The 26353-nt window shown below is 73.0% G+C and carries 25 protein-coding genes and 1 pseudogene; 18 read left to right on the plus strand and 8 right to left on the minus strand.

Translation table 11 applies throughout. The features are described 5' to 3' along the window. Positions 1-13: 13 nt before the first annotated feature. Positions 14-742: a ZIP family metal transporter gene (locus RM812_RS10445; RefSeq protein WP_311572159.1), complete on the minus strand. Its 729-nt coding sequence runs from the start codon at positions 740-742 to the stop codon at positions 14-16. Between the two features lie 86 nt (positions 743-828). On the opposite strand from RM812_RS10445, the gene cobM reads away from it, so the two are divergent. Genes cobM through cobC form a run of 6 tightly spaced genes read left to right on the plus strand, consistent with a single transcriptional unit; the run spans position 829 to position 7149 of the window. After that, positions 829-1680, plus strand: a complete 852-nt coding sequence (gene cobM / locus RM812_RS10450) for a precorrin-4 C(11)-methyltransferase (RefSeq protein ID WP_311572160.1) — start codon at positions 829-831, stop codon at positions 1678-1680. Continuing rightward, positions 1677-2909, plus strand: coding sequence for a precorrin-6y C5,15-methyltransferase (decarboxylating) subunit CbiE (gene cbiE, locus RM812_RS10455; protein ID WP_311572161.1), 1233 nt, complete (start codon positions 1677-1679; stop codon positions 2907-2909). Before cobM ends, cbiE begins: the two co-directional genes overlap by 4 nt. Then, positions 2906-4588 carry a precorrin-3B C(17)-methyltransferase gene (gene cobJ / locus RM812_RS10460; protein ID WP_311572162.1) on the plus strand — a complete coding sequence of 561 codons (1683 nt, stop codon included), beginning with the start codon at positions 2906-2908 and terminating at the stop codon, positions 4586-4588. Before cbiE ends, cobJ begins: the two co-directional genes overlap by 4 nt. Continuing rightward, entirely contained in the window at positions 4585-5169 is a 585-nt protein-coding gene (locus tag RM812_RS10465; RefSeq protein ID WP_311572163.1) for a precorrin-8X methylmutase, read from the plus strand. The genes cobJ and RM812_RS10465 overlap by 4 nt, the downstream gene beginning before the upstream one ends. Further along, positions 5166-6083, plus strand: a complete 918-nt coding sequence (locus RM812_RS10470; RefSeq protein WP_311572164.1) for a sirohydrochlorin chelatase — start codon at positions 5166-5168, stop codon at positions 6081-6083. Before RM812_RS10465 ends, RM812_RS10470 begins: the two co-directional genes overlap by 4 nt. Further along, positions 6055-7149 (plus strand): Rv2231c family pyridoxal phosphate-dependent protein CobC, encoded by a 1095-nt coding sequence (cobC, locus tag RM812_RS10475; RefSeq protein WP_311572165.1) that lies wholly within the window; start codon positions 6055-6057, stop codon positions 7147-7149. The genes RM812_RS10470 and cobC overlap by 29 nt, the downstream gene beginning before the upstream one ends. Before the next feature lie 151 nt (positions 7150-7300). On the opposite strand, the gene RM812_RS10480 is transcribed toward cobC, so the two are convergent. The 3 genes from RM812_RS10480 to RM812_RS10490 all read right to left on the minus strand — a co-directional run bounded on the left by RM812_RS10480 (position 7301) and on the right by RM812_RS10490 (position 10080). Continuing rightward, positions 7301-8278: an SCO1860 family LAETG-anchored protein gene (locus RM812_RS10480; protein WP_311572166.1), complete on the minus strand. Its 978-nt coding sequence runs from the start codon at positions 8276-8278 to the stop codon at positions 7301-7303. 186 nt (positions 8279-8464) lie between these two features. Then, on the minus strand, positions 8465-9562 hold the full coding sequence (locus tag RM812_RS10485; RefSeq protein ID WP_311572167.1) for an amidohydrolase family protein: 1098 nt from the start codon (positions 9560-9562) through the stop codon (positions 8465-8467). Next, positions 9559-10080: a hypothetical protein gene (locus tag RM812_RS10490; RefSeq protein WP_311572168.1), complete on the minus strand. Its 522-nt coding sequence runs from the start codon at positions 10078-10080 to the stop codon at positions 9559-9561. Before RM812_RS10490 ends, RM812_RS10485 begins: the two co-directional genes overlap by 4 nt. 168 nt (positions 10081-10248) lie before the next feature. Between RM812_RS10490 and RM812_RS10495 the strand changes: the two genes are divergently transcribed. The 5 genes from RM812_RS10495 to thpD all read left to right on the plus strand — a co-directional run bounded on the left by RM812_RS10495 (position 10249) and on the right by thpD (position 15026). Then, complete coding sequence (locus RM812_RS10495) at positions 10249-11379, plus strand: pyridoxal-phosphate-dependent aminotransferase family protein (protein ID WP_311572324.1); 1131 nt, start codon at positions 10249-10251, stop codon at positions 11377-11379. 328 nt (positions 11380-11707) lie between these two features. Next, the gene (gene ectA, locus RM812_RS10500) at positions 11708-12223 is read left to right on the plus strand and encodes a diaminobutyrate acetyltransferase (protein WP_311572169.1); all 516 of its coding nucleotides are present in this window, start codon (positions 11708-11710) and stop codon (positions 12221-12223) included. Positions 12224-12359: 136 nt separating this feature from the next. Then, positions 12360-13631, plus strand: coding sequence for a diaminobutyrate--2-oxoglutarate transaminase (ectB, locus tag RM812_RS10505; protein WP_311572170.1), 1272 nt, complete (start codon positions 12360-12362; stop codon positions 13629-13631). A gap of 90 nt (positions 13632-13721) precedes the next feature. Then, positions 13722-14120: an ectoine synthase gene (locus RM812_RS10510; protein ID WP_043374438.1), complete on the plus strand. Its 399-nt coding sequence runs from the start codon at positions 13722-13724 to the stop codon at positions 14118-14120. Positions 14121-14126: 6 nt separating this feature from the next. Next, positions 14127-15026, plus strand: coding sequence for an ectoine hydroxylase (gene thpD / locus RM812_RS10515; RefSeq protein WP_311572172.1), 900 nt, complete (start codon positions 14127-14129; stop codon positions 15024-15026). Positions 15027-15145: 119 nt separating this feature from the next. Here the strand turns inward: thpD and RM812_RS10520 are convergent, their stop codons facing one another. From RM812_RS10520 to RM812_RS10535, 4 genes are all read right to left on the minus strand, one after another. Next, positions 15146-16231: an aminotransferase class V-fold PLP-dependent enzyme gene (locus tag RM812_RS10520; protein WP_311572173.1), complete on the minus strand. Its 1086-nt coding sequence runs from the start codon at positions 16229-16231 to the stop codon at positions 15146-15148. A 60-nt stretch (positions 16232-16291) separates the two neighbouring features. Next, positions 16292-17011: a DsbA family oxidoreductase gene (locus RM812_RS10525; protein WP_311572174.1), complete on the minus strand. Its 720-nt coding sequence runs from the start codon at positions 17009-17011 to the stop codon at positions 16292-16294. Between the two features lie 76 nt (positions 17012-17087). Continuing rightward, positions 17088-17591: a GNAT family N-acetyltransferase gene (locus RM812_RS10530; RefSeq protein WP_311572175.1), complete on the minus strand. Its 504-nt coding sequence runs from the start codon at positions 17589-17591 to the stop codon at positions 17088-17090. 225 nt (positions 17592-17816) lie between these two features. Beyond that, positions 17817-19346, minus strand: coding sequence for an aldehyde dehydrogenase (NADP(+)) (locus tag RM812_RS10535; protein WP_311572176.1), 1530 nt, complete (start codon positions 19344-19346; stop codon positions 17817-17819). 141 nt (positions 19347-19487) lie between these two features. Between RM812_RS10535 and RM812_RS10540 the strand changes: the two genes are divergently transcribed. The 7 genes and pseudogenes from RM812_RS10540 to RM812_RS10570 form a co-directional block, all read left to right on the plus strand. Further along, positions 19488-20261 carry an IclR family transcriptional regulator gene (locus RM812_RS10540; RefSeq protein ID WP_217144721.1) on the plus strand — a complete coding sequence of 258 codons (774 nt, stop codon included), beginning with the start codon at positions 19488-19490 and terminating at the stop codon, positions 20259-20261. Positions 20262-20264: 3 nt separating this feature from the next. Next, positions 20265-20735, plus strand: coding sequence for a GNAT family N-acetyltransferase (locus tag RM812_RS10545; protein WP_311572177.1), 471 nt, complete (start codon positions 20265-20267; stop codon positions 20733-20735). A gap of 98 nt (positions 20736-20833) precedes the next feature. Then, the gene (locus tag RM812_RS10550) at positions 20834-22288 is read left to right on the plus strand and encodes a peptidoglycan D,D-transpeptidase FtsI family protein (protein WP_311572178.1); all 1455 of its coding nucleotides are present in this window, start codon (positions 20834-20836) and stop codon (positions 22286-22288) included. A 150-nt stretch (positions 22289-22438) separates the two neighbouring features. Next, positions 22439-23005 carry a SigE family RNA polymerase sigma factor gene (locus RM812_RS10555; RefSeq protein WP_311572179.1) on the plus strand — a complete coding sequence of 189 codons (567 nt, stop codon included), beginning with the start codon at positions 22439-22441 and terminating at the stop codon, positions 23003-23005. Beyond that, positions 23002-23844, plus strand: coding sequence for a hypothetical protein (locus RM812_RS10560; RefSeq protein ID WP_311572180.1), 843 nt, complete (start codon positions 23002-23004; stop codon positions 23842-23844). The genes RM812_RS10555 and RM812_RS10560 overlap by 4 nt, the downstream gene beginning before the upstream one ends. 86 nt (positions 23845-23930) lie before the next feature. Then, positions 23931-24764 carry a pectate lyase gene (locus RM812_RS10565; protein ID WP_311572181.1) on the plus strand — a complete coding sequence of 278 codons (834 nt, stop codon included), beginning with the start codon at positions 23931-23933 and terminating at the stop codon, positions 24762-24764. A 264-nt stretch (positions 24765-25028) separates the two neighbouring features. Continuing rightward, positions 25029-26351, plus strand: a pseudogene (locus RM812_RS10570) (glycoside hydrolase family 43 protein); the annotation flags it as partial. Positions 26352-26353 lie beyond the last annotated feature (2 nt).

Raw genomic sequence — 26353 nt, forward strand, 5'->3', positions numbered from 1 at the left:
GGCAGGCCGCCGCTCACTCGGCGATGCCCACCACCAGCCAGATGAACACCACGCCCGCGACCGTGCACAGCAGGGTCGAGCGTGCCGGGTGCTCATGGTGGGCCTCGGGGAGGATCTCGGCCGCGGCGAGGTAGAGCAGTACGCCGCCGAAGAGGCCGAGATAGGCGCCGAGCGGGCCTTCCGGGATCGTGAAGAAGAGGGTCGAGGCCGCGCCGGCCACCGGTGCCAGGGCGTCGGCCACCAGCATCGCGATCGCCCGGCGGCGGGCGTTGCCGTACAGGCTGGTGAGCGTGTAGGTGTTGAAGCCGTCCGCGAAGTCGTGGGCGATCACGGCCATCGCGACCGCCGCGCCCATGCCGCCGCCGACCTGGAAGGCCGCGCCGATCGCCACGCCGTCCATCGCGCTGTGCCCGACCATCGCGGCGGCGGCCGTGAGGCCCACCTGGGGCGAGCGCTGTCCGTGCTCGTCGGCGCCGTGCGCGGCGCGGCGGGCGGCCAGCAGGCGCTCCACCAGGTGGGCGAGCAGGAATCCGGCAACGAAGAGCAGCAGTGCCTCGGGCACGCCGAACACCTCGTCGCCCGCGGCCTCCAGGGCCTCCGGCAGCAGGTCGAGGCCGACCACGCCCAGCATCAGGCCGCCGGCGAGGCCCAGGACCAGGTGGCGCCGGTCGGTCACGCGCTGTGCCGTCCAGCCACCGGCCAGCGTCATCAGGAACGCGCCGAGCGCGACGAAGACCGCCATGGGCCCTTGCTATCCGATCAACGGGCGCTCACGCGCGTACGACAGCAGCAACCGCAGTAAATATGCGTAGGAGAGGACCGATTTCCATGGACCCCGTGGCTCCCGTGGCTCCCGTTGCCCCGGCCGGTACGCCCGCCGGCAAGGTGACCTTCGTCGGTGCCGGTCCCGGCGCCGCCGATCTGCTGACGTTCCGCGCCGCCCGCGCCATCGCCGAGGCGGACGTCGTGATCTGGGCGGCGAGCCTGGTGCAGGCGGAGGTGCTGCAGCACGCGCGGGAGGACGCGGAGATCCTGGACTCGGCGACGATGTCGCTGGAGGACGTCGTCGCGGTCTACCGGCGGGCCCGGGAGGAGGGGCTGCGGGTGGCCCGCATCCACTCCGGTGATCCGGCGTTGTGGGGCGGCACGCAGGAGCAGCTGGACCGGTGCTCGGGGATCGGCATCGCGACCGAGGTCGTGCCCGGCGTCTCCGCCTTCTCCGCGGTCGCGGCGCTCGCGCAGCGGGAGCTGACGATTCCGGAGGTGGCGCAGTCCGTCGTCCTCACCCGGCTCGGTGGCGGCAAGACGCCGATGCCTCCCGGGGAGGAGGTCCGCGAGTTCGCCAAGCACGGCACGACCATGGCGGTCTTCCTGTCCGCGGCACGCAGCGGCCAGTTGGTGCGGGAGCTGCTGGAGGGCGGCTATCCGACCCAGACCCCGGTCGTCGTCGCGTACCAGGCCACCTGGCCGGAGGAGCTGGTCGTGAAGTGCACGATCGGCACGCTGGAGGAGACGGTCAAGGAGCACAAGCTCTGGAAGCACACCCTGTTCCTGATCGGTCCGGCGCTCGACGCGCACGGCACCCGCTCGCACCTGTACCACCCGGGGCACTTCCACGGCTACCGCAAGGCCGACCCCGAGGCCCGCAGGGCGCTGCGCGCGCGGGGTGCGAGCACGTGATCACGGTGGTCGGGGCGGGGACCGGTTCCCCGCTGCCCGAGGACGTGGCGGACGGTGCCGAGCTGGTCGTCGGCGGGCGGCGGCACCTGGACGCCGTACGGCTGCCGGACGGGGCCGGGCGGGTCGTCCTCGGTGCGTTGGCGCCGGCCCTCGACACGGTCGCGGAGTACGTCGCCGAGCAGCGGCCCGTGGTCGTGCTGGCCTCCGGCGACCCGGGGTTCTTCGGGATCGTGCGGGCGCTGGCCGAGCGGTTCGGGCCGGAGCTGCTCGACGTGCGGCCCGGTGTCTCCTCCGTCGCCGCCGCGTTCGCGCGGGTCGGGCTGCCGTGGGACGACGCCGTGGTGGCCAGCGCGCACGGGCGGGACCTGCGGACGGCGGTGAACGTGTGCCGGGCCCATCCCAAGGTGGCCGTGCTGACCGGGCCGGGGGCGGGCCCGGCGGAGCTGGGGGCCGCGCTCGGGGCCGACGCGCGGGTGCTGGTCGTCGCCTCCGCGCTCGGCTCCGGTGCGGAGCGGGTGGAGCGGGTGACGCCCGCCGAGGCCGCCGCCCGGGACTGGGGTGCGGCGGTGAACGTGGTGCTGTGCCTGGACGAGGCACGGGCGCTCGGACCGGTGCGCTCGGTGGCCGGGCCGCGGCCGGGGCCCGCCGGGTGGGCGCTGGACGAGGCGGAGTTCGCGCACCGTGACTCGATGATCACCAAGTTCGAGGTGCGGGCGCTGGCGCTGGCCCGGCTCGGGCCCCGTCCCGGTGACCTGGTCTGGGACGTCGGCGCGGGTTCCGGGTCCGTGGCCGTGGAGTGCGCGCGGCTCGGTGCCGCCGTCACCGCCGTCGAGAAGACGCCGGACGGCGTCGGGCGCGTCCGTGCCAACGCCGCCGCGCACGGTGTCGACGTCCGGGTCGTGCACGGGGCGGCGCCCGCGGCGCTGTCCGGCCTGGACGACCCGGACGCGGTGTTCGTCGGGGGCGGCGGGCGCGAGCTGCCCGCGATCGTCGCGGTCTGCGCGCGGCGTGCCCGGCGGGCCGTGGTCGTCGCCCTGGCCGCGCTGGACCGGGTGCCGGCGGCCCGCGAGGCGTTGCTCGACGCCGGTCTGGAGTGCGACGGGGTGCTGCTGCAGTCGTCCCGCCTCGCGCCGCTGCCGGGGGACGTGACCCGGCTGGCGGCGACCAATCCCGTTTTCGTGCTGTGGGGCACCAGGCCCCGCACCCGTACTGAAGGAGTCCGCCAGTGATCGGCCTCATTTCCGCCACCACGGCGGGAGCGGCTGCGCGGGACCGGCTGGCCGCGGCGTGGCCGGACCGCACGCGTGTGTACGAGGGTCCCGTCGCGGACGCCGTACGGTCCGCGTTCGCCGAGTGCGAGCAGCTCGTGTGCTTCCTGGCCACGGGCGCCGTGGTCCGGCTGGTGGCACCGCTGCTGGCGGACAAGCGGACCGACCCGGGCGTGGTGTGCGTCGACGAGGGCGGACGGTTCGCCGTGTCGCTGGTCGGCGGGCACGGCGGCGGCGCCAACGAACTCGCCCGCGCGGTCGGCGGGGTGCTGGGCGCCGAGCCGGTGGTGACGACGGCGACGGACGCCGTGGGACTGCCCGGCCTGGACACGCTCGGCCTCCCCGTGGAGGGCGATGTCGCCGGGGTCTCGCGGGCCCTGCTGGACGGTGAGCCGGTGGCGCTGCGGGCGGAGGTGGGCTGGCCGCTGCCGCCGCTGCCGCTCGCCGCGGAGGGTGCGTACGCGGTCCGGCTGACGGACCGTCTGGTGGAGCCGGCCGAGCGCGAGGCCGTGCTGCGTCCGCCGTCCCTGGTCGTCGGCGTCGGCGCCTCGAAGGGGGCGCCGGTGGACGAGGTGCTCGCTCTGGTGGAGGCGGCGCTGCGGGACGCCGGGCTGTCGGCGGCGTCGGTCGCCGAGCTGGCCACCGTGGACGCCAAGGCCGAGGAGCCGGGGATCGTCGGGGCGGCCGAGCGGCTGGGCGTGCCGCTGGTGACGTACGCCGCCGGGGAGCTCGCGGGCGTCGAGGTGCCCAACCCCTCCGACGCGCCGCTCGCCGCCGTCGGCACCCCGTCGGTCGCGGAGGCCGCGGCGCTGGTGGGCGGGGGCGAACTCCTCGTGCCCAAGCGCAAGTCGGCGGCGGTGCCCGCCATGGCGACCTGTGCCGTCGTACGGCGTCCGGGGCGCGGGCGGCTCGCGGTGGTCGGGCTCGGGCCGGGCGCGCGGGACCTGCTGACGCCGCGTGCGCTGGCGGAGCTGCGGCGGGCGTCCGTGCTGGTCGGTCTCGACCAGTACGTCGACCAGATCCGCGACCTGCTGCGGCCCGGCACCCGGGTCCTGGAGTCGGGGCTCGGGGCGGAGGAGGAACGGGCGCGGACGGCCGTGGCCGAGGCCCGGCGCGGGCAGGCCGTGGCGCTGATCGGCAGCGGGGACGCGGGCGTGTACGCCATGGCCTCGCCGGCGCTGGCCGAGGCGTCCGACGACATCGACGTGGTCGGGGTGCCGGGCGTGACGGCGGCGCTGGCGGCCGGCGCGATCCTGGGCGCGCCGCTCGGCCACGACCACGTGTCGATCAGCCTGTCCGACCTGCACACGCCGTGGGAGGTCATCGAGCGGCGGGTGCGGGCGGCGGCCGAGGCGGACCTCGTCGTGACGTTCTACAACCCGCGCAGCCGGGGCCGGGACTGGCAGCTCCCGAAGGCCCTGACGATCCTCGCCGGGCACCGGGAGTCGACGACGCCGGTCGGTGTCGTCCGCAACGCCTCCCGCGCCGACGAGTCCAGCCGCCTGACCACGCTGGCGGCGCTGGACCCGGCGAGCGTCGACATGATGACGGTCGTGACGGTGGGCAACACGGCGACCCGCGAGATCGCGGGCCGCATGGTCACCCCGCGCGGCTACCGCTGGCAGGAGGCCTCCCGGTGAATCGTGTGGTCCACCCCATCGAGGAGGAGTCCTACCGGCGGCTGCGCGCCCGCCTGGACACCTCCCACTTCCCGCCGCTGACCCGGGCGGTGGTGGAGCGGGTCATCCACTCCGCCGCCGACCTGGAGTACGCGACCGACCTCGTCATGGACGAGGGCGAGCTGGAGGAGGCACACGCGGCGCTGCACGCCGGGGCGCCCGTCGTCGTGGACGTCGAGATGGTCGGCGCGGGCATCACCCGGCGGGAGACCGTCTGCCGGCTGAAGGACGCCGTCGCCGGGCCGGGACTGACCCGCTCGGCGCACGGCATCCGGCTGGCGTACGAGCGGGTCGGGCCCGGTGCCCTCTGGGTGATCGGCAACGCGCCGACCGCGCTGGAGGAGCTGCTGACCCTGGACGCCTCGCCCGCGCTCGTCGTCGGCCTGCCCGTCGGTTTCGTCGGGGCGGCCGAGTCCAAGGCCGCGCTGCGCGAGAGCGGGCTGCCCGCCGTGAGCAACGTGTCCGAGAAGGGCGGGTCGGCGGTGGCCGCCGCCGCGCTCAACGCCCTGCTGTACCACCCGATCTCCGAGGAGAAACTGTGACCACCCCGCCCGCCCTGCTCATCGCCGGCCACGGCACCCGGGACGAGGCCGGAGCCGAGGCGTTCCGCGACTTCGTGCGCGAGCTGGGCCGCCGCCACCCAGAACTGCCCGTCGCGGGCGGCTTCATCGAGCTGTCCCCGCCTCCGCTGGGCGACGCGGTCGCCGAGCTGGTGGAGCGGGGCGTACGCCGGTTCGCCGCCGTGCCGCTGATGCTGGTGTCCGCCGGGCACGCCAAGGGCGACATCCCGGCGGCGCTGGCCCGGGAGAAGGAGCGGCACCCCGGGATCTCGTACACGTACGGGCGTCCGCTGGGCCCGCACCCCGCGCTGCTGCGGGTGCTGGAGCGGCGGCTCCAGGAGGCCGTCGACCCGTCCTGGGACCCCTCCGAGGTGACCGTGCTGCTGGTCGGGCGCGGGTCGACGGACCCGGACGCCAACGCCGAGGTGTTCAAGGCGGCGCGGCTGCTGTGGGAGGGGCGCGGGTACGCGGGCGTGGAGACGGCGTTCGTGTCGTTGGCGAAGCCGGACGTGCCGGGCGGTCTGGACCGGTGCGTGCGGCTGGGTGCGCGGCGGGTCGTGGTCCTGCCGTACTTCCTGTTCACCGGCATCCTCCCGGACCGGGTCCGGCAGCAGACCGAGGAGTGGGCCGCCGCGCATCCGGAGACCGGGGTGCGGTCGGCGGACGTCGTCGGGCCGGAGCCGGAGCTCCTCGACCTGGTGTGGGAGCGGTACGAGGAGGCGGTCAAGGGCGACCTGCGGATGAACTGCGACTCGTGCGTGTACCGGATCGCGCTGCCGGGCTTCGAGGACAAGGTGGGGCTGCCGCAGCAGCCGCACTTCCACCCCGACGACGACGGTCACGACCACCACGGGCACCATCACGGGCATGGACACGCACACACCCATGCGCACTGAGCCCGGGGGCGGGGCCGGGGGCCACGACCTGCGGCACCACGGGGACGTCGAGGTCCGCGACGACGGTTCGGCGCTGGTGGACCTCGCGGTGAACGTCCGCGCGGACACACCCCCGGCCTGGCTGCGCGAGCACGTCGCCGCCTCGCTCGGCTCCCTCGCGGCCTACCCGGACGGGCGGGCCGCGCGGGCGGCGGTGGCGGCGCGGCACGGGCTGCCGGCGGAGCGGGTGCTGCTGACGGCGGGCGCGGCGGAGGCGTTCGTGCTGCTGGCGCGGGCGCTGAAGGTGCGGTGCCCGGTGGTGGTGCACCCCCAGTTCACGGAGCCGGAGGCGGCGCTGCGGGACGCGGGGCACACGGTCGGCCGGGTGGTGCTGCGGGAGGCGGACGGCTTCCGGCTCGACCCCGCGGCCGTCCCGGAGGACGCCGACCTGGTGGTGATCGGCAACCCGACGAACCCGACGTCCGTGCTGCACCCGGCGGCCGCGGTCACCGGTCTCGCCCGCCCGGGGCGGACTCTGGTGGTGGACGAGGCGTTCATGGACGCGGTGCCGGGCGAACGGGAGGCGCTGGCCGGGCGGACGGACGTGCCGGGTCTGGTCGTCCTGCGCAGTCTCACCAAGACGTGGGGGCTGGCCGGGCTGCGCATCGGATACGTCCTGGCGGCCCCGGAGACGATCACCGATCTGGAGCGCGCCCAGCCGCTGTGGCCCGTGTCCACGCCCGCGCTGGCGGCGGCCGAGGCGTGTGTGGCGCCGCGCGCGCTGGCGGAGGCCGCCCACGCCGCCCACCGCATCGCCGCGGACCGGGCCCATCTCGTCGCCGGACTGGCGGAGTTCGCCGGAGCCGGCCTGCGGGTCGTCGAACCCGCCGAGGGGCCTTTCGTCCTCGTCCGGCTCCCGCACGCCATCGCCGTCCGCGACCGGCTGCGCGACCTCGGGTACGCGGTGCGGCGCGGGGACACGTTCCCGGGGCTGGACGGACAGTGGCTACGCCTGGCGGTACGGGACCGGACCACCACGGACGCCTTCCTGCGCGCACTGGAACAGGCGGTGACGACCCCGGCCTGAGGCGTACACCCGGGCCCTCCGAGGGGACCCGGCGCACAGTGGCCACGCCTGGCCGTACGGGACCCGGGCCACCACGGACGCTGTCGTTCGGGGACGGGCGATGCGACCCCGGCCCGAGGCGTACGGGTCCGGTCCGTCGACGCCGTCGGGGTCAGCCGCGCCTGCGGCGGGACAGGAGCAGGGTTCCGCCGCCCGCCAGGACCAGGGCGGCGGCGCCTGCCGCGACGTACGGGGTCGCCGAACTGCCGCCCGTCTCGGCCAGGCCGGCCTCGGCGCGGGCCCCCTGGGCCTTCACGTCGGCCGCGGGGCCGGCAGCCGGTCCGGAGTCCCGCTCGGCGGCCTGGTCGGCCTGCGCCGCGGGCGGTTCCCCGGCCTTCGCCGGGGGCTGCCCGGCCTCGGCCGCCGGGGCCGACGGCGCCTCGCAGGTCGCCTGGGCCAGGGTCACGGTGCCGTCGACCTCGGCGACGTTCAGCTTCAGGGGGTTGACGGACACCTTGAGCTCGAGCGCGGTGGCGGCGGCCGTGCGGGAGGTGGTCTCCGTCTTCGAGAGGTCGAGCCGCACCTCGCCGACGTCGGGCACCTTCACCTCCGTCGTCCCGCCGGCGGTCAGCGTGACCTTCTTGCCGAGGACCGTCACCGGTCCCAGCAGGTTCGCCTCGGCGACGGGCTTCTTCCCGGCCTCGCAGGTCGCCCTGGAGGTGACCTCCTCGACCTCGACGACGGACAGCAGGGGCAGGCCGGGGACGTGGAGCTTCGCGTGCGCCAGGTCGGTGCGGCCCTCGGACTTCTCCGCGGTCGCCGTCGCCTCGGCGTCGGCCACGTCGGCGCGCAGGACGCTGAAGGGTTTGCCACGGTCGACGCCGTCCAGCCGGGCGGTCAGCGCGGTCTTCCGGGCGCTCTCGGGTGCCCGCACCTCGTTGAGGGTGACCGTGAGCGGGACGTTCACGGTCCTGTTGAGCAGGGACACGTCGAGCCCGGTGCGCAGGACGGTGGCGCTCGCGCGGCCGTGGTCGTCGGTCGCCCGGGCGGTGCCCGCGCCGGCCAGGACCGCGGGGCCCGCGGCCAGGGCCGTGGCCGCCGCGACGGTGACGAGGCGGCGTGCGGGCATGCGGAAGGTGTTGCCGTTCAAGGTGGTGGGACCCCCAGTAAGACATGCGTGCGGGACACGCATGAGCGACATGCTTGGGACCCGGAAAGAATGACCCCGCGCACACCCAACCGTCAGCGATCCAAGGGCACTTCACCCCTTCGTGGGGTTTCCGCCAGTCTTTTCGAATGCGCCGGTACGGGTGTTCCCCGGGCTCACCCGTGTCGGCTACCCGACGACCCGCCCGTTCAGCACCACCCGGCGCGGAGCACCGAGCACGCGCACATCCGCGCGCGGGTCCTGGTCGTACACCACCAGGTCCGCCGGCGCGCCCTCGTCCAGGCCGGGACGGCCGAGCCACCGCCGGGCGGCCCAGGTCGTCGCGGCCAGTGCCTCGACGGGCGGGATGCCGGCGGTGACCAGTTCCCCGACCTCGGCCGCCGCCAGGCCGTGGGCCAGAGAGCCGCCCGCGTCGGTGCCGACGAAGACCGGGACCCCGGCGTCGTAGGCGTTGCGCACGGTGTCGTAACGGCGTTCGTGGAGCCGGCGCATATGGGCCGACCAGCGCGGGAACCGTGACTCGCCGCCGTCGGCGAGCGCGGGGAAGGTGGCGATGTTGACCAGGGTCGGCACGATGGCGACGCCCCGCTCGGCGAAGAGGGGGATCGTGTCGTCCGTCAGCCCGGTCGCGTGCTCGACGCAGTCGATGCCTGCCTCGACCAGGTCGCGCAGCGAGTCCTCGGCGAAGCAGTGCGCGGTGACGCGGGCGCCCAGCCGGTGGGCCTCGGCGATCGCCGCCTCGACGGCGCCGCGCGGCCAGCAGGCGGACAGGTCGCCGAGGTCGCGGTCGATCCAGTCGCCGACCAGCTTCACCCAGCCGTCGCCGCGCCGGGCCTCCTGGGCGACGTACGCGACGAGGTCCTCGGGCTCGATCTCCCAGGCGTAGTTGCGGATGTAGCGGCGGGTGCGGGCGATGTGCCGCCCGGCCCGGATGATCTTCGGGAGATCCTCGCGGTCGTCGATCCAGCGGGTGTCGGAGGGGGAACCCGCGTCGCGGATGAGCAGGGTGCCCGCCTCACGGTCGGTCAGCGCCTGCTTCTCGGCGACGTCCTCGGGGACGGCGCCGTGCTGGTCGAGGCCGACGTGGCAGTGCGCGTCGACCAGGCCGGGCAGCGCCCAGCCCTCGACGGTGCGGATGTCACCGGCCCCGGCGGGGCGGTCGTACGAGATCCGGCCGTCGATCACCCACACCTCGTCGCGGACGTCGTCGTCCTCCGGCCCGACGAGCACCCGACCCTTCACGTGCAGCACCGTGCGATCGCTCATGCCCCGCACCTTAGACGGGGCCGCCGGGGCCGTTCGAGTGCCCGGTCACGGCCGCCGCCCGCGCGGGCGCGCCGCTCGGTCGCGTACCCGGCCGCGATCGCGCTGCCGGCGCCGGTCAGGGCCAGGACGGCGACGGCGGGGTTGACGTACCCGGGGACATCGTCGGTGGTGTACCCGTCGCCGTCCGAGGTCTCGCAGACGAAGCCCGGCGGGAGGAAGGAGACCGACTGGTCGACGACGTGGCGGGCCCGGTCCTCGTGGCCCGGCATGCGGCAGGGAGGCGCCGGGGCGGAGTCGGCACCGCCGTTCGACTCCATGACGGCGCCCGTCACGTGCAGCAGACCCCAGGCGTACGCCGTGAGCGCGGCCGCGCCGGCGAAAGCGGCGAGCGCGTGGAGGGGGGTCCCGGCACCCGGGCCCCGGGCGGGGCGGGCGGCGAGGACGCTGCCGCCGTGGCCGGCCAGGGCGACGGCCGACACCACGGCGACCAGGACGGCCGGCAGGAGGACGAAGAACACAAGGGACAGTCCATCAGCCGGTGACCGCTCCGGCTGTGACGGAAGCCACGATTCCGGGCGTGGGGGTGTCGCAACGGACGGCCTCCCCCGCGAGTGGCGGCCAGGGGCACGGTTACTCTCGACTCCGTACGCGTCGTACACCTGACCGTGAGTGAAGAGAGCACCGCCGTGACCCACCCCTTCCTGGACCTCGCCCCGCTGAGCGCCGCCCGTTTCGCCGCGATCGAGGACCGGGTCGCGCGCCTGCTCGACACCGAGCAGGACGTCGTGATCACGCAGGGCGAGGCGCTGCTGCCGCTGGAGGGCGCCATCCGCGCCGCCGCCGGGCCGGGCACGGTCGCGCTGAACGTCATCACGGGCCCGTACGGGCAGACGTTCGGCAACTGGCTGCGGGACTGCGGCGCGACCGTGCACGACCTCGCCGTGCCGTTCCACACGGCCGTGACGGCCGACGGGATCCGCGCGGCCTTCGCCGAGCACCCGGAGATCGACTTCGTGTCCCTGGTGCACGCGGAGGCGGCGACCGGGAACACCAACCCGGTCGCGGAGATCGGCGAGGTGGTGCGGGCGCACGGCGCGCTGTTCTACCTGGACGCCGTGGCCTCGGTGGGCGCCGAGCCGGTGCTGCCGGACGCGTGGGGCGTGGACCTGTGCGTCATCGGCGCGCAGAAGGCGATGGGCGGCCCGGCCGGGGTGTCGGCGGTGTCGGTGAGCGAGCGGGCGTGGGCGCGGATGGCGGCCAACCCGCGGGCGCCGCGCCGGTCGTACCTCTCCCTGCTGGACTGGAAGGAGCGGTGGATCGACGGCGGGCGCAAGGCGCTGCTGCACGCGCCTGCGCAGCTGGAGATGCTGGCGCTCGAGGCGTGCGTCGAGCGGATCGAGGCGGAGGGCCTGGACACCGTGATGGCGCGGCACGCGTCGGCCGCGGCGGCCACCCGGGCCGGTGCGCTCGCGCTGGGCGGCGGCCTGGAGCCGTACGTGCACGAGGCCCGCGAGGCGGCGCCGGTGGCGACGACCCTGCGGGTCCCCTCGGACCTGGACGCCTCCCAGCTGGTGGCCCGGGCGCTGGAGTCCGACCCGGCGCTGCCGCTGGCCGCGGGCGGGGGCGCGCTGGCCAAGGAGATGATCCGCGTCAACCACTACGGGCCGGACGCGACGCCCGGGACCGTGCGGGGCTGTCTGGCGGCACTGGGTGCCGCGCTGGCCGAGAAGGGCTTCACGACCGACCCGGAGGCGGCCCGTCGGGCCGTCGAGGGCGCCTGGGACCGGCGCTCCGCCACCGGCTTTGCGGGAGCGTGAATTCGAGGTAATTACCGGAGCTCACGGAAAGTGAATTCGGTAATTACCCCAGACAAACTCCCAGTATTCTCCTGCCCGGTTTCCGTGACCCTAAACCCATCGATTTCCTGAAGCCCGGACGTCGGGTCCGGGGGCACGCCCCGACGGGTTACATGATTGTGACCCGTTGCACATGCAGTCCGTTTTGCACTTTATACACCGGTCATTTACCACCAAATCGCCGCCCTCTCGCGCGGAAGCACGCGCCCGCGCGATAACACATCACGCGCCCATACGTAACCCCTTCCGGCGATGCATTTTTTAATTCCACTGGGTAAATTCAATTTGCATGACCGCCGCGCAAGCAGACCTGCGAATCGATCGCCCGGAAGTCGCCGACGGAGCCGCCCTGTGGCGGATAGCGAGGGATTCCAAGGTCCTCGACCTGAACTCGTCCTACAGCTATCTGCTCTGGTGCCGTGACTTCGCGGCCACGTCGGCCGTCGCCCGCGACGGGCACGGCGTGCCGGTCGGCTTCGTCACCGGCTACCTGCGGCCGGACCGGCCGGACACGCTGCTCGTGTGGCAGGTCGCGGTGGACGAGGCTTACCGTGGACGAAAGCTCGCGGCTGCACTGCTCGACGAGCTGGCCGCCCGGACTGTCGCGGAGTGCGGGACGGCGACCGTGGAGACCACGATCTCCCCCGACAACACCGCGTCCCAGCGGTTGTTCACCTCGTTCGCCGAGCGGCACGGCGCCCGGCTGGAGCGCGAGGTGCTGTTCGACACGGGTCTGTTCCCCGACGGGCCGCACGAGCCCGAGGTCCTGTACCGCATCGGACCCCTGTCCGCCACCGGCCTCTGACGCCCGGCCCTCCGGACGGCCGGACCCGCACCTCTGATCGTCCGGCGCCCCAGACTTCCCGGCCGGGACCGCGCCGGTTCCGCCGGATCCGTACGACCTTCCTCTCCCACCCTCACCCCACGAGGAGCGATTCGTCGTGACCATCACCCAGCCCGACCTCAGCGTCTTCGAAACCGTCGAGTCCGAGGTGCGCAGTTACTGCCGCGGCTGGCCCACCGTCTTCGACCGTGCGCACGGCAGCCGCATGTACGACGAGGACGGCCACGAGTACCTCGACTTCTTCGCCGGAGCGGGTTCGCTCAACTACGGGCACAACAACGCCGTCCTGAAACGGGCGCTGATCGACTACCTGGAACGGGACGGCGTCACGCACGGGCTCGACATGTCGACCACCGCCAAGCGCCGCTTCCTGGAGACGTTCCAGAACATCGTCCTGCGGCCCCGCGACCTGCCCTACAAGGTCATGTTCCCGGGTCCGACGGGCACCAACGCCGTGGAGTCCGCGCTGAAGCTGGCGCGGAAGGTGAAGGGACGCGAGTCGATCGTGTCGTTCACCAACGCCTTCCACGGCATGTCGCTCGGCTCGCTCGCCGTGACCGGCAACGCCTTCAAGCGGGCCGGTGCCGGCATCCCGCTGGTGCACGGCACGCCCATGCCGTTCGACAACTACTTCGACGGCACCGTCGAGGACTTCCTCTGGTTCGAGCGGCTCCTGGAGGACCAGGGCTCCGGCCTCAACAAGCCGGCCGCCGTGATCGTCGAGACCGTGCAGGGCGAGGGCGGCATCAACGTCGCCCGGCCCGAGTGGCTGCGCGCCCTGTCCGAGCTGTGCGCGCGCCAGGACATGCTGCTCATCGTCGACGACATCCAGATGGGCTGCGGCCGTACCGGCGCCTTCTTCTCCTTCGAGGAGGCGGGCATCACCCCGGACATCGTCACCGTATCCAAGTCGATCAGCGGCTACGGCCTGCCCATGTCGCTGTGCCTGTTCAAGCCCGAGCTGGACGTGTGGGAGCCGGGCGAGCACAACGGCACCTTCCGCGGCAACAACCCCGCCTTCGTGACGGCGACCGCCGCGCTGGAGGCCTACTGGGCCGACGGGCCGGCGATGGAGAAGCAGACCCGCACCCGCGGTGAGCAGGTCGAACAGCACATGATCGCCATCACCGAGGAGAACCTCGCCGACGTCAAGGAGTACCGGGGCCGCGGACTGGTCTGGGGCCTGGAGTTCCACGACAAGGAGCGCGCGGGGAAGGTCGCCAAGCGCGCCTTCGAGCTCGGGCTGCTCATCGAGACGTCCGGGCCCGAGAGCGAGGTCGTCAAGCTGCTCCCGGCGCTCACCGTGACGCCCGACGAGCTGGACGAGGGGCTCAAGACCCTCGCCCGGGCCGTCCGCGAGACCGTCTGACCCGACACCTGCTTCCGGGGCCTTCGGCCCGTGCGGCCGGGGGCCCCGGGGACCCTTGCACATCCTTCACCTAGGAGGCATCGCAGCACCGTGATCGTCCGTTCGTTCAAGGAGATCGAAGGCACCGACCGGCACGTGAAATCGGCGTCCGGCACGTGGGAGAGCAAGCGCATCGTCCTCGCCAAGGAGAAGGTCGGCTTCTCCGTGCACGAGACGATTCTGTACGCGGGTACGGAGACGTCCATGTGGTACGCCAACCACATCGAGGCCGTCGTCTGCACCAAGGGCGACGCCGAACTGACCGACCGTGAGACGGGGAAGACGTACCACATCACGCCGGGCACGATGTACCTCCTGAACGGCCATGAGCGGCACACGCTCAAGGTCAAGGAGGACTTCCACTGCATCTGCGTCTTCAACCCGCCCGTGACCGGACGGGAGGACCACGACGAGAACGGCGTCTACCCGCTGCTCACCGAGGAGGTGTGAGTCACCGTGACCATCACGACCACGAACATCACCGATCTCTACCCCACCCGCGGTGCCACCGAGATGGCCACTCCCCGGCAGGACCCGGTGGTCTGGGGCAGCCCCGACACCCCCGGTCCCGTGTCGGCCGGTGACCTCCAGGCGCTGGACCGCGACGGCTTCCTCGCCATCGACCGGCTCATCGGGCCGGACGAGGTCGCCGTCTACCAGCGGGAGCTGGAGCGGCTCGTCACCGACCCGGCCATCCGGGCGGACGAACGCTCGATCGTGGAGCCGCAGTCCCAGGAGATCCGGTCCGTCTTCGAGGTGCACAGGATCAGCGAGGTGTTCGCGAATCTGGTGCGCGACGAGCGGGTGGTCGGCAGGGCCCGGCAGATCCTCGGCTCGGACGTCTACGTCCACCAGTCGCGGATCAACGTCAAGCCGGGCTTCGGTGCCAGCGGCTTCTACTGGCACTCGGACTTCGAGACCTGGCACGCCGAGGACGGCCTGCCGAACATGCGCACGATCTCGGTCTCGATCGCGCTCACCGAGAACTACGACACCAACGGCGGTCTCATGATCATGCCGGGGTCGCACAAGACGTTCCTCGGGTGCGCGGGGGCCACGCCGAAGGACAACTACAAGAAGTCCCTGCAGATGCAGGACGCGGGGACGCCGTCCGACGAGGCGCTGACGAGGATGGCCTCGGAGTACGGCATCAAGCTGTTCACCGGCAAGGCCGGCTCGGCGACCTGGTTCGACTGCAACTGCATGCACGGTTCCGGCGACAACATCACGCCGTTCCCGCGCAGCAACGTGTTCATCGTGTTCAACAGCGTGGAGAACACGGCGGTCGAGCCGTTCGCGGCGCCGATCCGGCGGCCGGAGTTCATCGGGGCACGGGACTTCACGCCGGTGAAGTGACCGCCGCTGAACTCGGGCAGGGGCCTTCTCGTGTGGGACGGGAGGCCCCTGCCCGATACTGTCCCGGCCCGACCTCCCGGCCCGGCTTCTCGCCCCGGCTGTCCTCGGCCCGGCCGTCCTCAGCCCGCCAGCACGTCCAGCAGCCGGTCGACGTCCGCCGCCGTGTTGTAGAGGTGGAACGCGGCCCGCAGGTTTCCCGCCCGGTCCGAGACCTGCACGCCCGCCCGGCTCAACTCGCCCTGGCGGTGGCCGAGCCCGGGCACGGAGACGATCGCCGACCCCGGCGCGGGGACCACCTGGTGGCCCAGGGAGGCCAGGCCCTCGCGGAACCGGTCGGCGAGGGCGGTGTCGTGGGCGTGCACGGCGTCCACGCCGAGTTCCTCGATCAGGGCCAGGGAGTGCCGGGCGCCCGTGTAGGAGAAGAGGGCGGGGCTCTCGTCGAAGCGCCGCGCGGAGTGGGCGAGTTCCGCGACGGGGCCGTAGCAGCTGTCCCAGGGGTGCTCGCCCGACGCCCACCCGGCGAACAGCGGCGTCAGTCCGCCCAGGTCCTCCGGGACGACGAGGAAGGCGACGCCGCGCGGGCACAGCACCCACTTGAAGGCGACGGCGACCACGTAGTCGAAGTCGTCCGCGGCCAGCGGCAGCCACCCGCTCGACTGGGAGGCGTCGACCAGCGTCCGCGCGCCGTGCGCCCGGGCGGCGTCCCGCAGCGCCGCGAGGTCGGCGATCCGCCCGTCGGCGGACTGCACGGAACTGACCGCGACGAGGGCGGTGCCCGGCCCCACCGACTCGGCGATCCGCTCCAGCGGCACGCTGCGCACCTTCAGATCGCCCCGCATGTGGAGCGGGTTCACCAGGGAGCTGAAGTCGGCCTCCGCGGTGAGGACTTCGGCACCCGCGGGCAGTGCGGCCGCGACGAGCCCGCTGTAGGTGGCGACCGACGCCCCGGCCGCGACCCGGGTGGCGGGGACACCGAGGAGCCGGGCGAAGGCGGACCGGCACGCCTCGACGTCGGCGAACATGTCGAGGGGCTGCCCGGCCGCCGCGGACTGAGCCGCGTCACGCATCGCCGCGAGGGTACGGGCGGGGAGCAGGCCGGTGCTGGCGGTGTTCAGGTACGTGGTCTTCGGATCGAACTCGGCACGGACGAGGGTCTCGAAGCTCTCCATGGCACCACTGTGCGGCCCCGGGACCTCCCCGTCCATCGCGTATTTCTGCGCGATATCCCCAAGTACTGCTTATGCGAGCCCCGCCACCTGGGCTTTTCAGTCCTGCGGCACCGCGCAGCCGTCCGGGCCGCACGCGTCCGCGGCCCCGTCCCCGCCGTCGACGATCTTCAGCGGCGTGCGCTCGCCCCAGGCCTGCGTCAGCGCCTGGGCGAAGACCTCGGCGGGCTGGGCGCCGGAGACGCCGTAGGCGCGGTCGAGCACGAAGAACGGCACTCCCGTGGCGCCGAGCTGCGCGGCCTCGCGCTCGTCGGCGCGCACGTCGTCGGCGTAGGCGGTGGGATCGGCGAGCACGCGGCGGGCGGCGTCCGCGTCCAGCCCGGCGGCCACGGCCAGTTCCACGAGCCGCTCGTCGTCGTTGAAGACCGAGCGCTCGTCGGCGAAGTTGGCCCGGTAGAGGGCGTCCAGCAGCGCCTCCTGCCGGTCCTGCTCCTTGGCGAGGTGCAGCAGCCGGTGCATGTCGAAGGTGCTGCCGTGGTCGCGGTCCCGGGTGCGGTAGTCCAGGCCCTCGGCGGCGGCCTGCGCGCCGAGGTTGTCCTCACCGGCCTGCGCCTGCGCCTCGCTCATGCCGTACTTGGCGGTGAGCATCGTCAGCACGGGCTGGACGTCGTCCTTGGCCCGCCCCGGGTCCAGCTCGAACGACCGGTGCACCACCTCGACCCCGTCGCGGTGCGGGAAGGCAGCCAGCGCCTTCTCGAAGCGGGCCTTGCCCACGTAGCACCACGGGCAGGCGATGTCGCTCCAGATCTCGACGCGCATGTCTCGGCTCTTCTCCAGGTCGTACGGCTGCGGAGGCCTTCTTGGCCCTGGGGCGTGAACCTTCGACCGGTCGGTCTCATTCCCCCGGCACGTCGAAGCGCAGGAACAGGTGGTGGTCACCCCGCGCCGGCGGGTTCTCCGGGTCGGGGACCCAGCCCCGGCGGGCGTAGAAGGCCTGGGCGCGCCGGTTGTCGACGTGCACGTCCAGGACGGCCGTCCGCCTGCCGTCGGCCCGCCACTGCTCCACGCAGGCCGCGTGCAGGGCGGTACCGATGCCGGAGCGCCAGTGGTCGGGGTCGACGTGGAACTGGAACAGCTTGACCGAGTCCGCCGGGCCGCCCTCCGGAACCCGGAAGGAGGCGACGGCGACGACGCTTCCCCGCTCCACGGCGCACAGCACGTGCCCTTCGGGCCGCGCGAGGGCGCCGCGCCAGGAGGCGAGCCAGTCGTGGCCGTCGTCGGGCGGCCCGTCGGGGTAGTAGGTCGCCCGCGCGCGGGAGTGCAGTGCGGCGATGGTCTCCACCTCGGCGGACACGGCGCTGCGGATCACCCGGTTGCCGGTCACACGGTCGTTGATCATGCACCGGAGGACGCGGGAACCGAGGCGTCCGGTTGCGTCGGCTTCCGTCGCGCAGGTCGGCCGGCCGGTCCTCCCCGGAACTCCAGGAGGTCGTACGTCACGGAACTGCCCCACGCGGTGAAGGAGTTGCCGTCGCTGGAGTGCCCCGGCCCTGGCCACCGTGCAGACGGTGGTATCGGGGCCGGGAAGCACTCCGGGCACAGCTCGGCCGCAGGCCGCACGGCGTTACCGCTCGAGAACTCCGTTGAACCGGCGGGGAAGCCCCAGCGGGTTGTCGTCCCGCAGCTCCGGCGGCAGCAGCGCTTCCGGCGCCCCCTGATAGGCGACCGGCCGCAGCCACCGCTCGATCGCCGTCCCGCCCACCGACGTGGACGTCGACGTCGTGGCCGGGTAAGGGCCTCCGTGGTGCTGGGCCGCCGCCACCGCGACCCCCGTCGGCCAGCCGTTGACCAGCACGCGTCCGGCGAGCGGCGTCAGCTCCGCGAGGATCTCCGCCCCGCGCCCCTGGCCGGCCGCCTCCTCGGCGGAGAGCTGCACGGTCGCCGTGAGGTTGCCCGGCAGCCGGGACAGCACGCCCCGCACCTCGGTCTCGTCCTCGTAACGGGCGACCACGGTCACCGGCCCGAAGCACTCCTCCAGGAGCAGGTCGTGCTCGCCCTCCGCGGCCAGCCGCCCGGCCGGCACGGTGAGGAAGCCGGCGCTGACGGTGTGCTCGCCGCCCGAGCCCGGCGTCACCGGAGCCTCCACGTCGGGCAGCGCCGCGCGCTCGGCGACCCCGGCCACGAAGTTGTCCCGCATGCGGTGGTCGAGCAGCACACCGGCGTCGGTGCCGCCGACCACGTCGGTGAGGGACTTGACCAGGCCGTCACCGGCGGCACCGGACGGCACGAGGACCAGGCCGGGCTTCACGCAGAACTGACCGACGCCCAGCGTCATCGACCCGGCCAGCCCCGCGCCGATCGCCTCCGCCCGCTCGGCGGCCGCCGCCTCCGTGACGACGACCGGGTTCAGCGAACCCAGCTCGCCGTGGAAGGGGATCGGGACCGGACGCGCCGCCGCCGCGTCGAACAGCGCGCGGCCACCGCGGATGGACCCGGTGAAGCCGGCCGCGGCGACCAGCGGGTGCTTGATCAGTTCGATGCCGGCCTCGAAGCCGTGCACCAGGCCGAGGACGCCCTCGGGGAGGTCGTGCCGGGCGGCGGCGCGGCGCAGCACCTTGGCGACCAGCTCGGACAGCGCCGGGTGGTCGGGGTGGGCCTTGACGACGACCGGGCAGCCGGCCGCGAGCGCGCTCGCGGTGTCACCGCCGGCGACGGAGAAGGCGAAGGGGAAGTTGGAGGCCGAGTAGACGGCGACGACGCCGAGGGGCACCTTGTAGCGGCGCAGGTCCGGGATCGGCGGGGTCGCGGTGTCGTCGGGGTGGTTGACGACGACGCCGAGGAACTCGCCCTCGTCGACGATGTCGGCGAAGGCACGCAGCTGGTAGCAGGTGCGGGCGAGTTCGCCGGTGAGCCGGACCGGGCCGAGCGCGGTCTCCGCGTCGGCCACCTCGACGAGCGTGCTCTCGGCCGCCTTCAGCTCGTCGGCGGCGCTGCGCAGGAAGGCCGCGCGGACGGTGCGGTCGGCGAGGGCGTCCCGGGCGGCCTGCGCGGCGCGCACGACGGCGTCCACTTCGTGGGCCGTGGCTTCCACCGCGACCTGTTCGCGCTGCTTCCCGGTACGGGGGTCGACACTCCAGACTGGTGCTGCTGCCACCGCGGGTCCCTCCACGTGCTCTGCATCGGAAAACGTGCTCTGCATCGGACTCGTTCGATATACTGAACGCTGTCTCTGATGATGAATATGCTGTTGGAGACTATATCTTCAGCTTCTCGTCGAACGAAGGGGTCAAGGGCGATGTCGGCTGGCGAGACGGGGGGCGGAGCGCAGGTCAAGTCCGCCGTGCGGACGGTTGAACTGCTCGAGTACTTCGCCGGACGCCCCGGCATGCACTCCCTCGCGTCGGTCCAGGAGGCCGTCGGCTATCCCAAGTCCAGTCTCTACATGCTGCTGCGCACGCTGGTCGAGCTCGGCTGGGTGGAGACGGACGCGACGGGCACGCGGTACGGCATCGGCGTACGGGCGCTGCTGGTCGGTACCTCGTACATCGACGGCGACGAGGTGGTCGCGGCGGCACGCCCGACGCTGGACCGGCTCTCCGACGACACCACGGAGACCATCCACCTCGCCCGGCTGGACGGCACGAACGTCGTCTACCTCGCCACCCGCCAGTCGCAGCACTACCTGCGTCCCTTCACCCGGGTCGGCCGCCGGCTGCCGGCGCACTCGACGTCGCTGGGCAAGGCACTGCTGAGCACGTACACCGACGAGCAGGTCCGCAAGATGCTGCCGGAGACGCTCCCCGCGCTGACCGAGCACACCATCACCGACCGGGAGAAGCTCATCGAGGAGCTGCACCAGGTGCGGGAGCAGGGCTTCGCCGTGGACCGCGAGGAGAACACGCTGGGGCTGCGCTGCTTCGGCGTGGCGGTCCCCTACCGCACCCCCGCGCGGGACGCGATCAGCTGCTCGGTACCGGTGGCGCGGCTGACGCCCGCGCACGAGCAGATGGTGAAGGACGCGCTGTTCGACGCGCGGGACCGGCTGACACTGGCCACGCGTAGGCTCTGAGCCATGCTCATCGCACTGCGCGAGGTACACGACAGCGATCTGCCCGTCTTCTTCCGGCAGATGAACGATCCCGAGGCCCTGCGCATGGCGGCCTTCACCCCTGCGGATCCGGCCGACCGGGACGCCTTCGAGGCCCACTGGAGGAAGATCCGGGCGTCGTCCGACGTCGTACGGACCATCCTCGGCGACGGTGACGTCATCGGCAGCGCGGCGGTGTACGGGGAGCCGGGCGAGCGCGAGGTGACGTACTGGGTCGACCGGGCCTACTGGGGGCGGGGCGTGGCCACGGCGGCGCTGCGGGCCCTGCTCGCCGAGGTGACGGACCGCCCGCTGTACGCGCGGGCGGCGGCGGACAACGCCGGGTCCCGGCGCGTGCTGGAGAAGTGCGGCTTCGTGACCAGCGCCCACGCCCGGGGTTTCGCCCGGGCCCGGGGCGAGGAGATCGACGAGGTCGTGCTGCACCTCGCGGGCTGAGCCGCGAGCCCGTCCGGTGGCGCCGGTTTCATGAACGGACGATGAGAAAACGGGCGCACGGGAACGTTTCGCCCCCGCCCGTTCGTCCTGTGGGCGGGATGAACAAGACGATCAGGCGCGCATCGGTCTTCACGCTGCTCCTGGTGTTCGCTCTGCTGGTCAGGGCGACCTGGGTGCAGTTCTACGAGGGCCGGGCGCTCGCGGACGACAAGGACAACCGGCGCAACGCGATCGAGACGTACGCGGAGCCGCTCGGGAACATCATCGTGGCCGGACGGTCGGTCACCGGCTCGGCGTCGACGGAGGGCGGCGACCTCGCGTACAAGCGCACGTACGAGGACGGCAGGCTGTACGCGTCGGTGACGGGCTACGCCTCGCAGGCGTACGCGCCGACGCAGCTGGAGGGCATCTACCAGGACGTGCTCAACGGCACCGACCCGCGGCTGAGAACCGTGATGGACACGGTCACCGGCACGCGGGCCGAGCCGGGCAACGTGGTGACGACGATCGACCCGGACGTGCAGAAGGCCGGGTTCGAGGCGCTGGGCGAGACCAAGGGCGCCGCCGTCGCGATCGACCCGAGGACGGGCAGGATCCTGGCGGTCGTGTCGACCCCGTCGTACGACCCGACGGCGCTCACGGACGCCAACACCGCGGGTGAGGCGTGGAAGAAGCTCACCGCGGACCCGGACAAGCCGCTGACCAACCGCGCGCTGCGCCAGCCACTGCCGCCGGGCTCGACGTTCAAGCTGGTCGTGGCGGCGGCCGCGCTGGAGGACGGGCTGTATTCGTCGGTGGACGAGAAGACCGACAGCCCGGACCCGTACCGGCTGCCGGGCACCGTGACGGACCTGTCGAACGAGAACCCCGCCGCCCCGTGCGAGAACGCCACGATCCGCACCGGGCTGCAGTACTCGTGCAACAACGTCTTCGCGAAGATGGCCGTCGACCTCGGCCAGGACAAGCTGCGGGCGACGGCCGAGAGGTTCGGCTTCAACGACGCGTCGCAGGACGTGCCGGTGCGGGCCTCCACCAGCGTGTACCCGAAGGACATGGACCGGTCGTCGACGGCCCTGACGGGCATCGGCCAGTTCGACGTGACGGCGACCCCGCTCCAGATGGCGATGGTCTCGGCGGCCCTCGCCAACGGCGGCGAGCTGGTCTCGCCGCACATGGTGTCGCAGATCACCGACAGCGGCGGCGACGTCCTGGAGGACCACACCGACGCGGACTCGAAGCGGATCGTCAGCTCCTCCACCGCACAGCAGCTGCAGTCGGCCATGCGGACCGTCGTCGAGGAGGGCACGGGGTCGAACGCGCGGATCTCCGGCGCGACCGTGGGCGGCAAGACGGGCACGGCTCAGCACGGCGAGAACAACAGCAAGACCCCGTACGCCTGGTTCACCTCGTACGCCAAGTCCGACTCCTCGGACGAGGAGGTCGCCGTGGCGGTCGTCGTCGAGCAGTCCGACGCGGCCCGCTCCGAGGTCAGCGGCAACGGGCTGGCGGCCCCGGTGGCCAGGGCGATGATGGAGGCGGCGCTCAAGGGCTGACTCCATGGGCAACACCTCGGCGGGTTCGGCCTGTCACACGGCGTTCGACGCACCGTACGGGCGGTGCGTCGGACGCTGCTACAGTTCCGGGTTCCGGCCCGGCGCACGGCCGTTCGACGCCGGGGAAGCCGCTGCGAGGAGAGTCCGCCCGTGGGCACAGTCGTCGACGACGCCGCCTCCGTGGAGTTCCACGCCTTCTTCGAGCGCCACTACGCCGAACTGGCCCGGCTCGCCCATCTGCTGACGGGCGAACCGGACGCCGCCGACGACCTCGCGGCCGACGCCCTGCTGGCCCTGTGGCACCGCTGGGACCGGGTGCGCGCGGCCGACCATCCGGCGGCGTACGCCCGCGGTGTCGTCGCCAACCTCGCCCGTACCCGCATCCGCACCGCCGTGCGCGAGCGCAGGCGGATCGCCCTGTTCTGGTCGCAGCGCGAGGAGAAGACGGAGAACCCGGACGTCGCGGGGGTGGTGGACGTGCAGGAGGCGCTGCGCCGGCTGCCGTTCCGCAAGCGGGCGTGCGTGGTGCTGCGCCACGCGTTCGACCTCTCCGAGAAGGACACGGCGCTCGCCCTGGGCGTCTCGGTGGGTACGGTGAAGAGCCAGACGTCGAAGGGAGTGGCCGAACTGCAGCGGCTGCTCGGGACGCAGGGAGCTCCGAAGCAGGTGCACGCGGTGATCGCGCGCAGCGGTGAGGCCGTGGGAAGGAACCGATGACCGGGCAGCGGGACGTGGACGAGGAGCTGCGCGCCCGGCTGCACGAGGCGGCCGGCGCGCACGAGCCCGACCGGGCGCGCATCCTGGCCCGGGTCGAGCGCGGCATGGCCGGGCAGGAACGCCCCGGGCTCCACCGGGCGACGCGACCGCCGCTGCTGGGCTGGGCACGGGTGGCCGGTGCGACGGCCGCGGTGGCGGGCGTGCTGGCGATCGGCGGCTACGCGGTCGCGTCCGCCGTGAAGGACGACGCTCCCCCGCAGCGCTCGGTCGCCGCCTCGCCGACCCCCACGCCGTCCCCGGACGGCACCACCAGCCGGGCGCCCGTCCCGCCGGCCGACCCGACGCCGAGCACCCCGCCCGGGTCGACGGCCCCGGACACCCCCGCGTCCTCCTCGCCGCCGTCCTCGACGGCGACCGCGACCGCCCGGCCGCCCGCCTCCGCCGTCGAGGACGGCCCGCTGTGGTCGGACGGCTCGGTGGACCCGCACAGCAACGACTTCTGGGCACAGAGCAACGTCACCCTGAAGACCGGTGAACCCCTGACCGCGCTCACCGTCGAGCTGAAGGTGGCGCAGACCGGCTCGGTCACCTCCACCGGCGCCTGGCGTTCCCTGCCCGAGGACGACTTCACGTTCACGGTCGACGAGCGGGACGGCTTCCTCGTCTACCGGTGGACGCTCAAGCAGGGACGTACGGTCCCGGCGGGCGAGTGGCTGTTCGCGGGGCAGTACAACCACGAGCGCGGCGGCCGGGACGCACGCGCCGACCGCTATGGCGCGACGGCCACCGCCCCGTCCGAACGGCTCTCGGTGGAGGGCGACTTCGCGCCCCGTCCGTGAAAAGACCTTGAAGGCACGGCAACCCTTTCCGCACCCGTGGCGACCAGGAAGCGCAAAGATCCTCTCCCCACGCAAGGAACATGGGCATGACTGCACGAGCTGAACAGCGCGTCCGCCACCGCCGCCGGGTCACCAAGCGGCGGGCGGTGATCGCGGGCACCGCCGCCCTCGGACTCACGGGTGCGGCGATCGTCACCACGACGATGCTGTCCACCGCGGGTGCCGCGTCGTCCTGGCCCAAGGACACCGGCAGCAAGCCCGTCTCGTCGACGATCCCGGTCAAGGGGACCTACGACGGCGGGATGAAGAAGTTCTACGGCACCGGCGCCCTGGGCGGCGACAGCCAGGACGAGGGCCAGGACCCGGTCTTCGAGCTGGCGGACGGCGCCACGCTGAAGAACGTCATCATCGGCACCCCGGCCGCCGACGGCGTCCACTGCAAGGGCTCCTGCACGCTGCAGAACGTGTGGTGGCTGGACGTCGGCGAGGACGCCGCCAGCTTCAAGGGCACGTCGGCCTCGGCGGTGTACACGGTGGACGGCGGCGGCGCGAGGAACGCCGACGACAAGGTGCTCCAGTTCAACGGCGCGGGCAAGCTCGTCGTCTCGAAGTTCCAGGTCGAGAACTTCGGCAAGCTGGTGCGCTCGTGCGGCAACTGCAAGAAGCAGTACAAGCGCACGATCGTCATCAACGACGTGGACATCACCGCGCCCGGCAAGTCGATCGTCGGCATCAACGAGAACTACGGCGACACGGCGTCCCTGCGCAACGTACGCGTCCACGGCGACAGCAAGAAGAAGATCGAGACCTGCGTCCGCTTCCAGGGCAACAGCACCGGCAAGGAGCCCAAGAAGCTCTCCCCGGTCGGCCCGTACGGCAGGACGTGCGACTTCACGGGCTCGGACATCCGCTACGAGTGATCGCCGAACGCCCCTGATCCGCCGGCCCGCCCCCCGGGCCGGTGCGCCGTCCGAGCCCCCACTCGGCCGGCCCGTCGAACGCCCCCGCCGGTGACGACCGGGCGGGGGCGTTCCCCTGTTCTTCTGCCGACCGGGCCGATATTCCCCTCCCGGCCGGGCCGAAACTTTCGGGCCCCGCCGTCCCGTTGACGCCCCGCTTCCCGCTGGTGACACTCCGAGGGCACGCCATCCAACAGAAACCCTCAGACTCCCACAGGAAGTGCCATGCGCCGCCACACCGTCCGTCGCACGCTTCTGATCCCCTTCCTCGCCCTCCTCCTCGCCCTGTCGGCCGCCCCTTCGGGCACCGCGCACTCCGGAGCGCCACCCCTGAAGAAGCCCGCGTACGCCGGTTATCTCTTCGCCTACTTCACCGGTGAGGGCACCGCCGACGGCGAACAGATCCGCTACGCCCTCAGCCGCGGCAACGACGCCCTGCACTGGCGCGAGCTGAACTCCGGCAAGCCGGTGCTGACCTCCACGATCGGCGAGAAGGGCCTGCGCGACCCGTTCGTGATCCGCTCCCCCGAGGGCGACCGGTTCTACATGATCGCCACCGACCTGCGGATGTACCGCGGCAGCAGCGGCAGCTGGGACGAGGTCCAGCGGCACGGCAGCAGGTCGATCATGGTCTGGGAGTCCACCGACCTGGTCCACTGGACCGACCAGCGCCTGGTGGAGGTCTCCCCGGGCAACGCGGGCAACACCTGGGCGCCGGAGGCCTACTGGGACGACGAGCTGGACGCGTACGTCGTCTTCTGGGCGTCCAAGCTCTACGCCGACGACGACCCGGACCACACCGGCTCGACGTACAACAGGATGCTCTACGCGACCACGAGGGACTTCCGCACCTTCAGCGAGCCGAAGGTCTGGAACGACCCGGGCTACTCGGTCATCGACTCGACCGTGGTCAAGCACAAGGACACCTACTACCGCTACACCAAGGACGAGCGCGACCCGTCCTCCGGCTCGCCCTGCTCGAAGTTCATCACCGGCGAGAAGGCGACGTCCCTGACCGACACCTCGTACGACTTCGTCTCCGACTGCATCGGCAGCGGCGCGATGGCCCGCGGCGAGGGGCCGACGGTGTTCAGGTCCAACACCGAGAAGAAGTGGTACCTGTTCGTCGACGAGTACGGCGGCCGCGGCTACCTCCCGTTCGAGACCACCGACCTCGACTCGGGCAGCTGGACGCCGTCGACCGACTACCAGCTCCCCGCGAGCCCGCGGCACGGCACGGTGATCCCGGTGACGCGGGCGGAGTACGACCGGCTGCTGGCCGCCTACCCCGAGAGCCCCGCGTCGATCGTGGACGCCACGGCACGCGGGCAGCAGGGCCACGCGGTCGTCAGCGAGGAGACGAGCAGGGTCGTCCTGCCGATGGAGCCCCGCGCGAACCTGCGGCACCTCGCCCCGAGGCTGTGGGTCGGCGAGGGAGCGACGGTCAGCCCGCGGTCCGGCACCCGCCGGGACTTCCGCGGGCCGCAGACGTACACGGTGACGGCCGCGGACGGCACCGAGCGCACCTGGACCGTGGAGGCGGTGCCGGC

It is taken from the genome of Streptomyces lancefieldiae, from assembly GCF_031845825.1.
GTDB lineage: Bacteria > Actinomycetota > Actinomycetes > Streptomycetales > Streptomycetaceae > Streptomyces > Streptomyces lancefieldiae.

Bases quoted from the DNA above. Each gene is read 5' to 3' on its own strand.
- RM812_RS10550 (WP_311572178.1), top strand. From the start codon at position 20,834: ATGAACAAGACGATCAGGCGCGCATCGGTCTTCACGCTGCTCCTGGTG.
- RM812_RS10520 (WP_311572173.1), bottom strand. From the start codon at position 16,231: ATGGACGGGGAGGTCCCGGGGCCGCACAGTGGTGCCATGGAGAGCTTC.
- RM812_RS10525 (WP_311572174.1), bottom strand. From the start codon at position 17,011: ATGCGCGTCGAGATCTGGAGCGACATCGCCTGCCCGTGGTGCTACGTG.
- RM812_RS10530 (WP_311572175.1), bottom strand. From the start codon at position 17,591: ATGATCAACGACCGTGTGACCGGCAACCGGGTGATCCGCAGCGCCGTG.
- RM812_RS10540 (WP_217144721.1), top strand. From the start codon at position 19,488: ATGTCGGCTGGCGAGACGGGGGGCGGAGCGCAGGTCAAGTCCGCCGTG.
- RM812_RS10560 (WP_311572180.1), top strand. From the start codon at position 23,002: ATGACCGGGCAGCGGGACGTGGACGAGGAGCTGCGCGCCCGGCTGCAC.
- cobM (WP_311572160.1), top strand. From the start codon at position 829: ATGGACCCCGTGGCTCCCGTGGCTCCCGTTGCCCCGGCCGGTACGCCC.
- ectA (WP_311572169.1), top strand. From the start codon at position 11,708: ATGACCGCCGCGCAAGCAGACCTGCGAATCGATCGCCCGGAAGTCGCC.
- RM812_RS10565 (WP_311572181.1), top strand. From the start codon at position 23,931: ATGACTGCACGAGCTGAACAGCGCGTCCGCCACCGCCGCCGGGTCACC.
- RM812_RS10445 (WP_311572159.1), bottom strand. From the start codon at position 742: ATGGCGGTCTTCGTCGCGCTCGGCGCGTTCCTGATGACGCTGGCCGGT.
- RM812_RS10485 (WP_311572167.1), bottom strand. From the start codon at position 9,562: ATGAGCGATCGCACGGTGCTGCACGTGAAGGGTCGGGTGCTCGTCGGG.
- RM812_RS10545 (WP_311572177.1), top strand. From the start codon at position 20,265: ATGCTCATCGCACTGCGCGAGGTACACGACAGCGATCTGCCCGTCTTC.
- cobC (WP_311572165.1), top strand. From the start codon at position 6,055: ATGGACACGCACACACCCATGCGCACTGAGCCCGGGGGCGGGGCCGGG.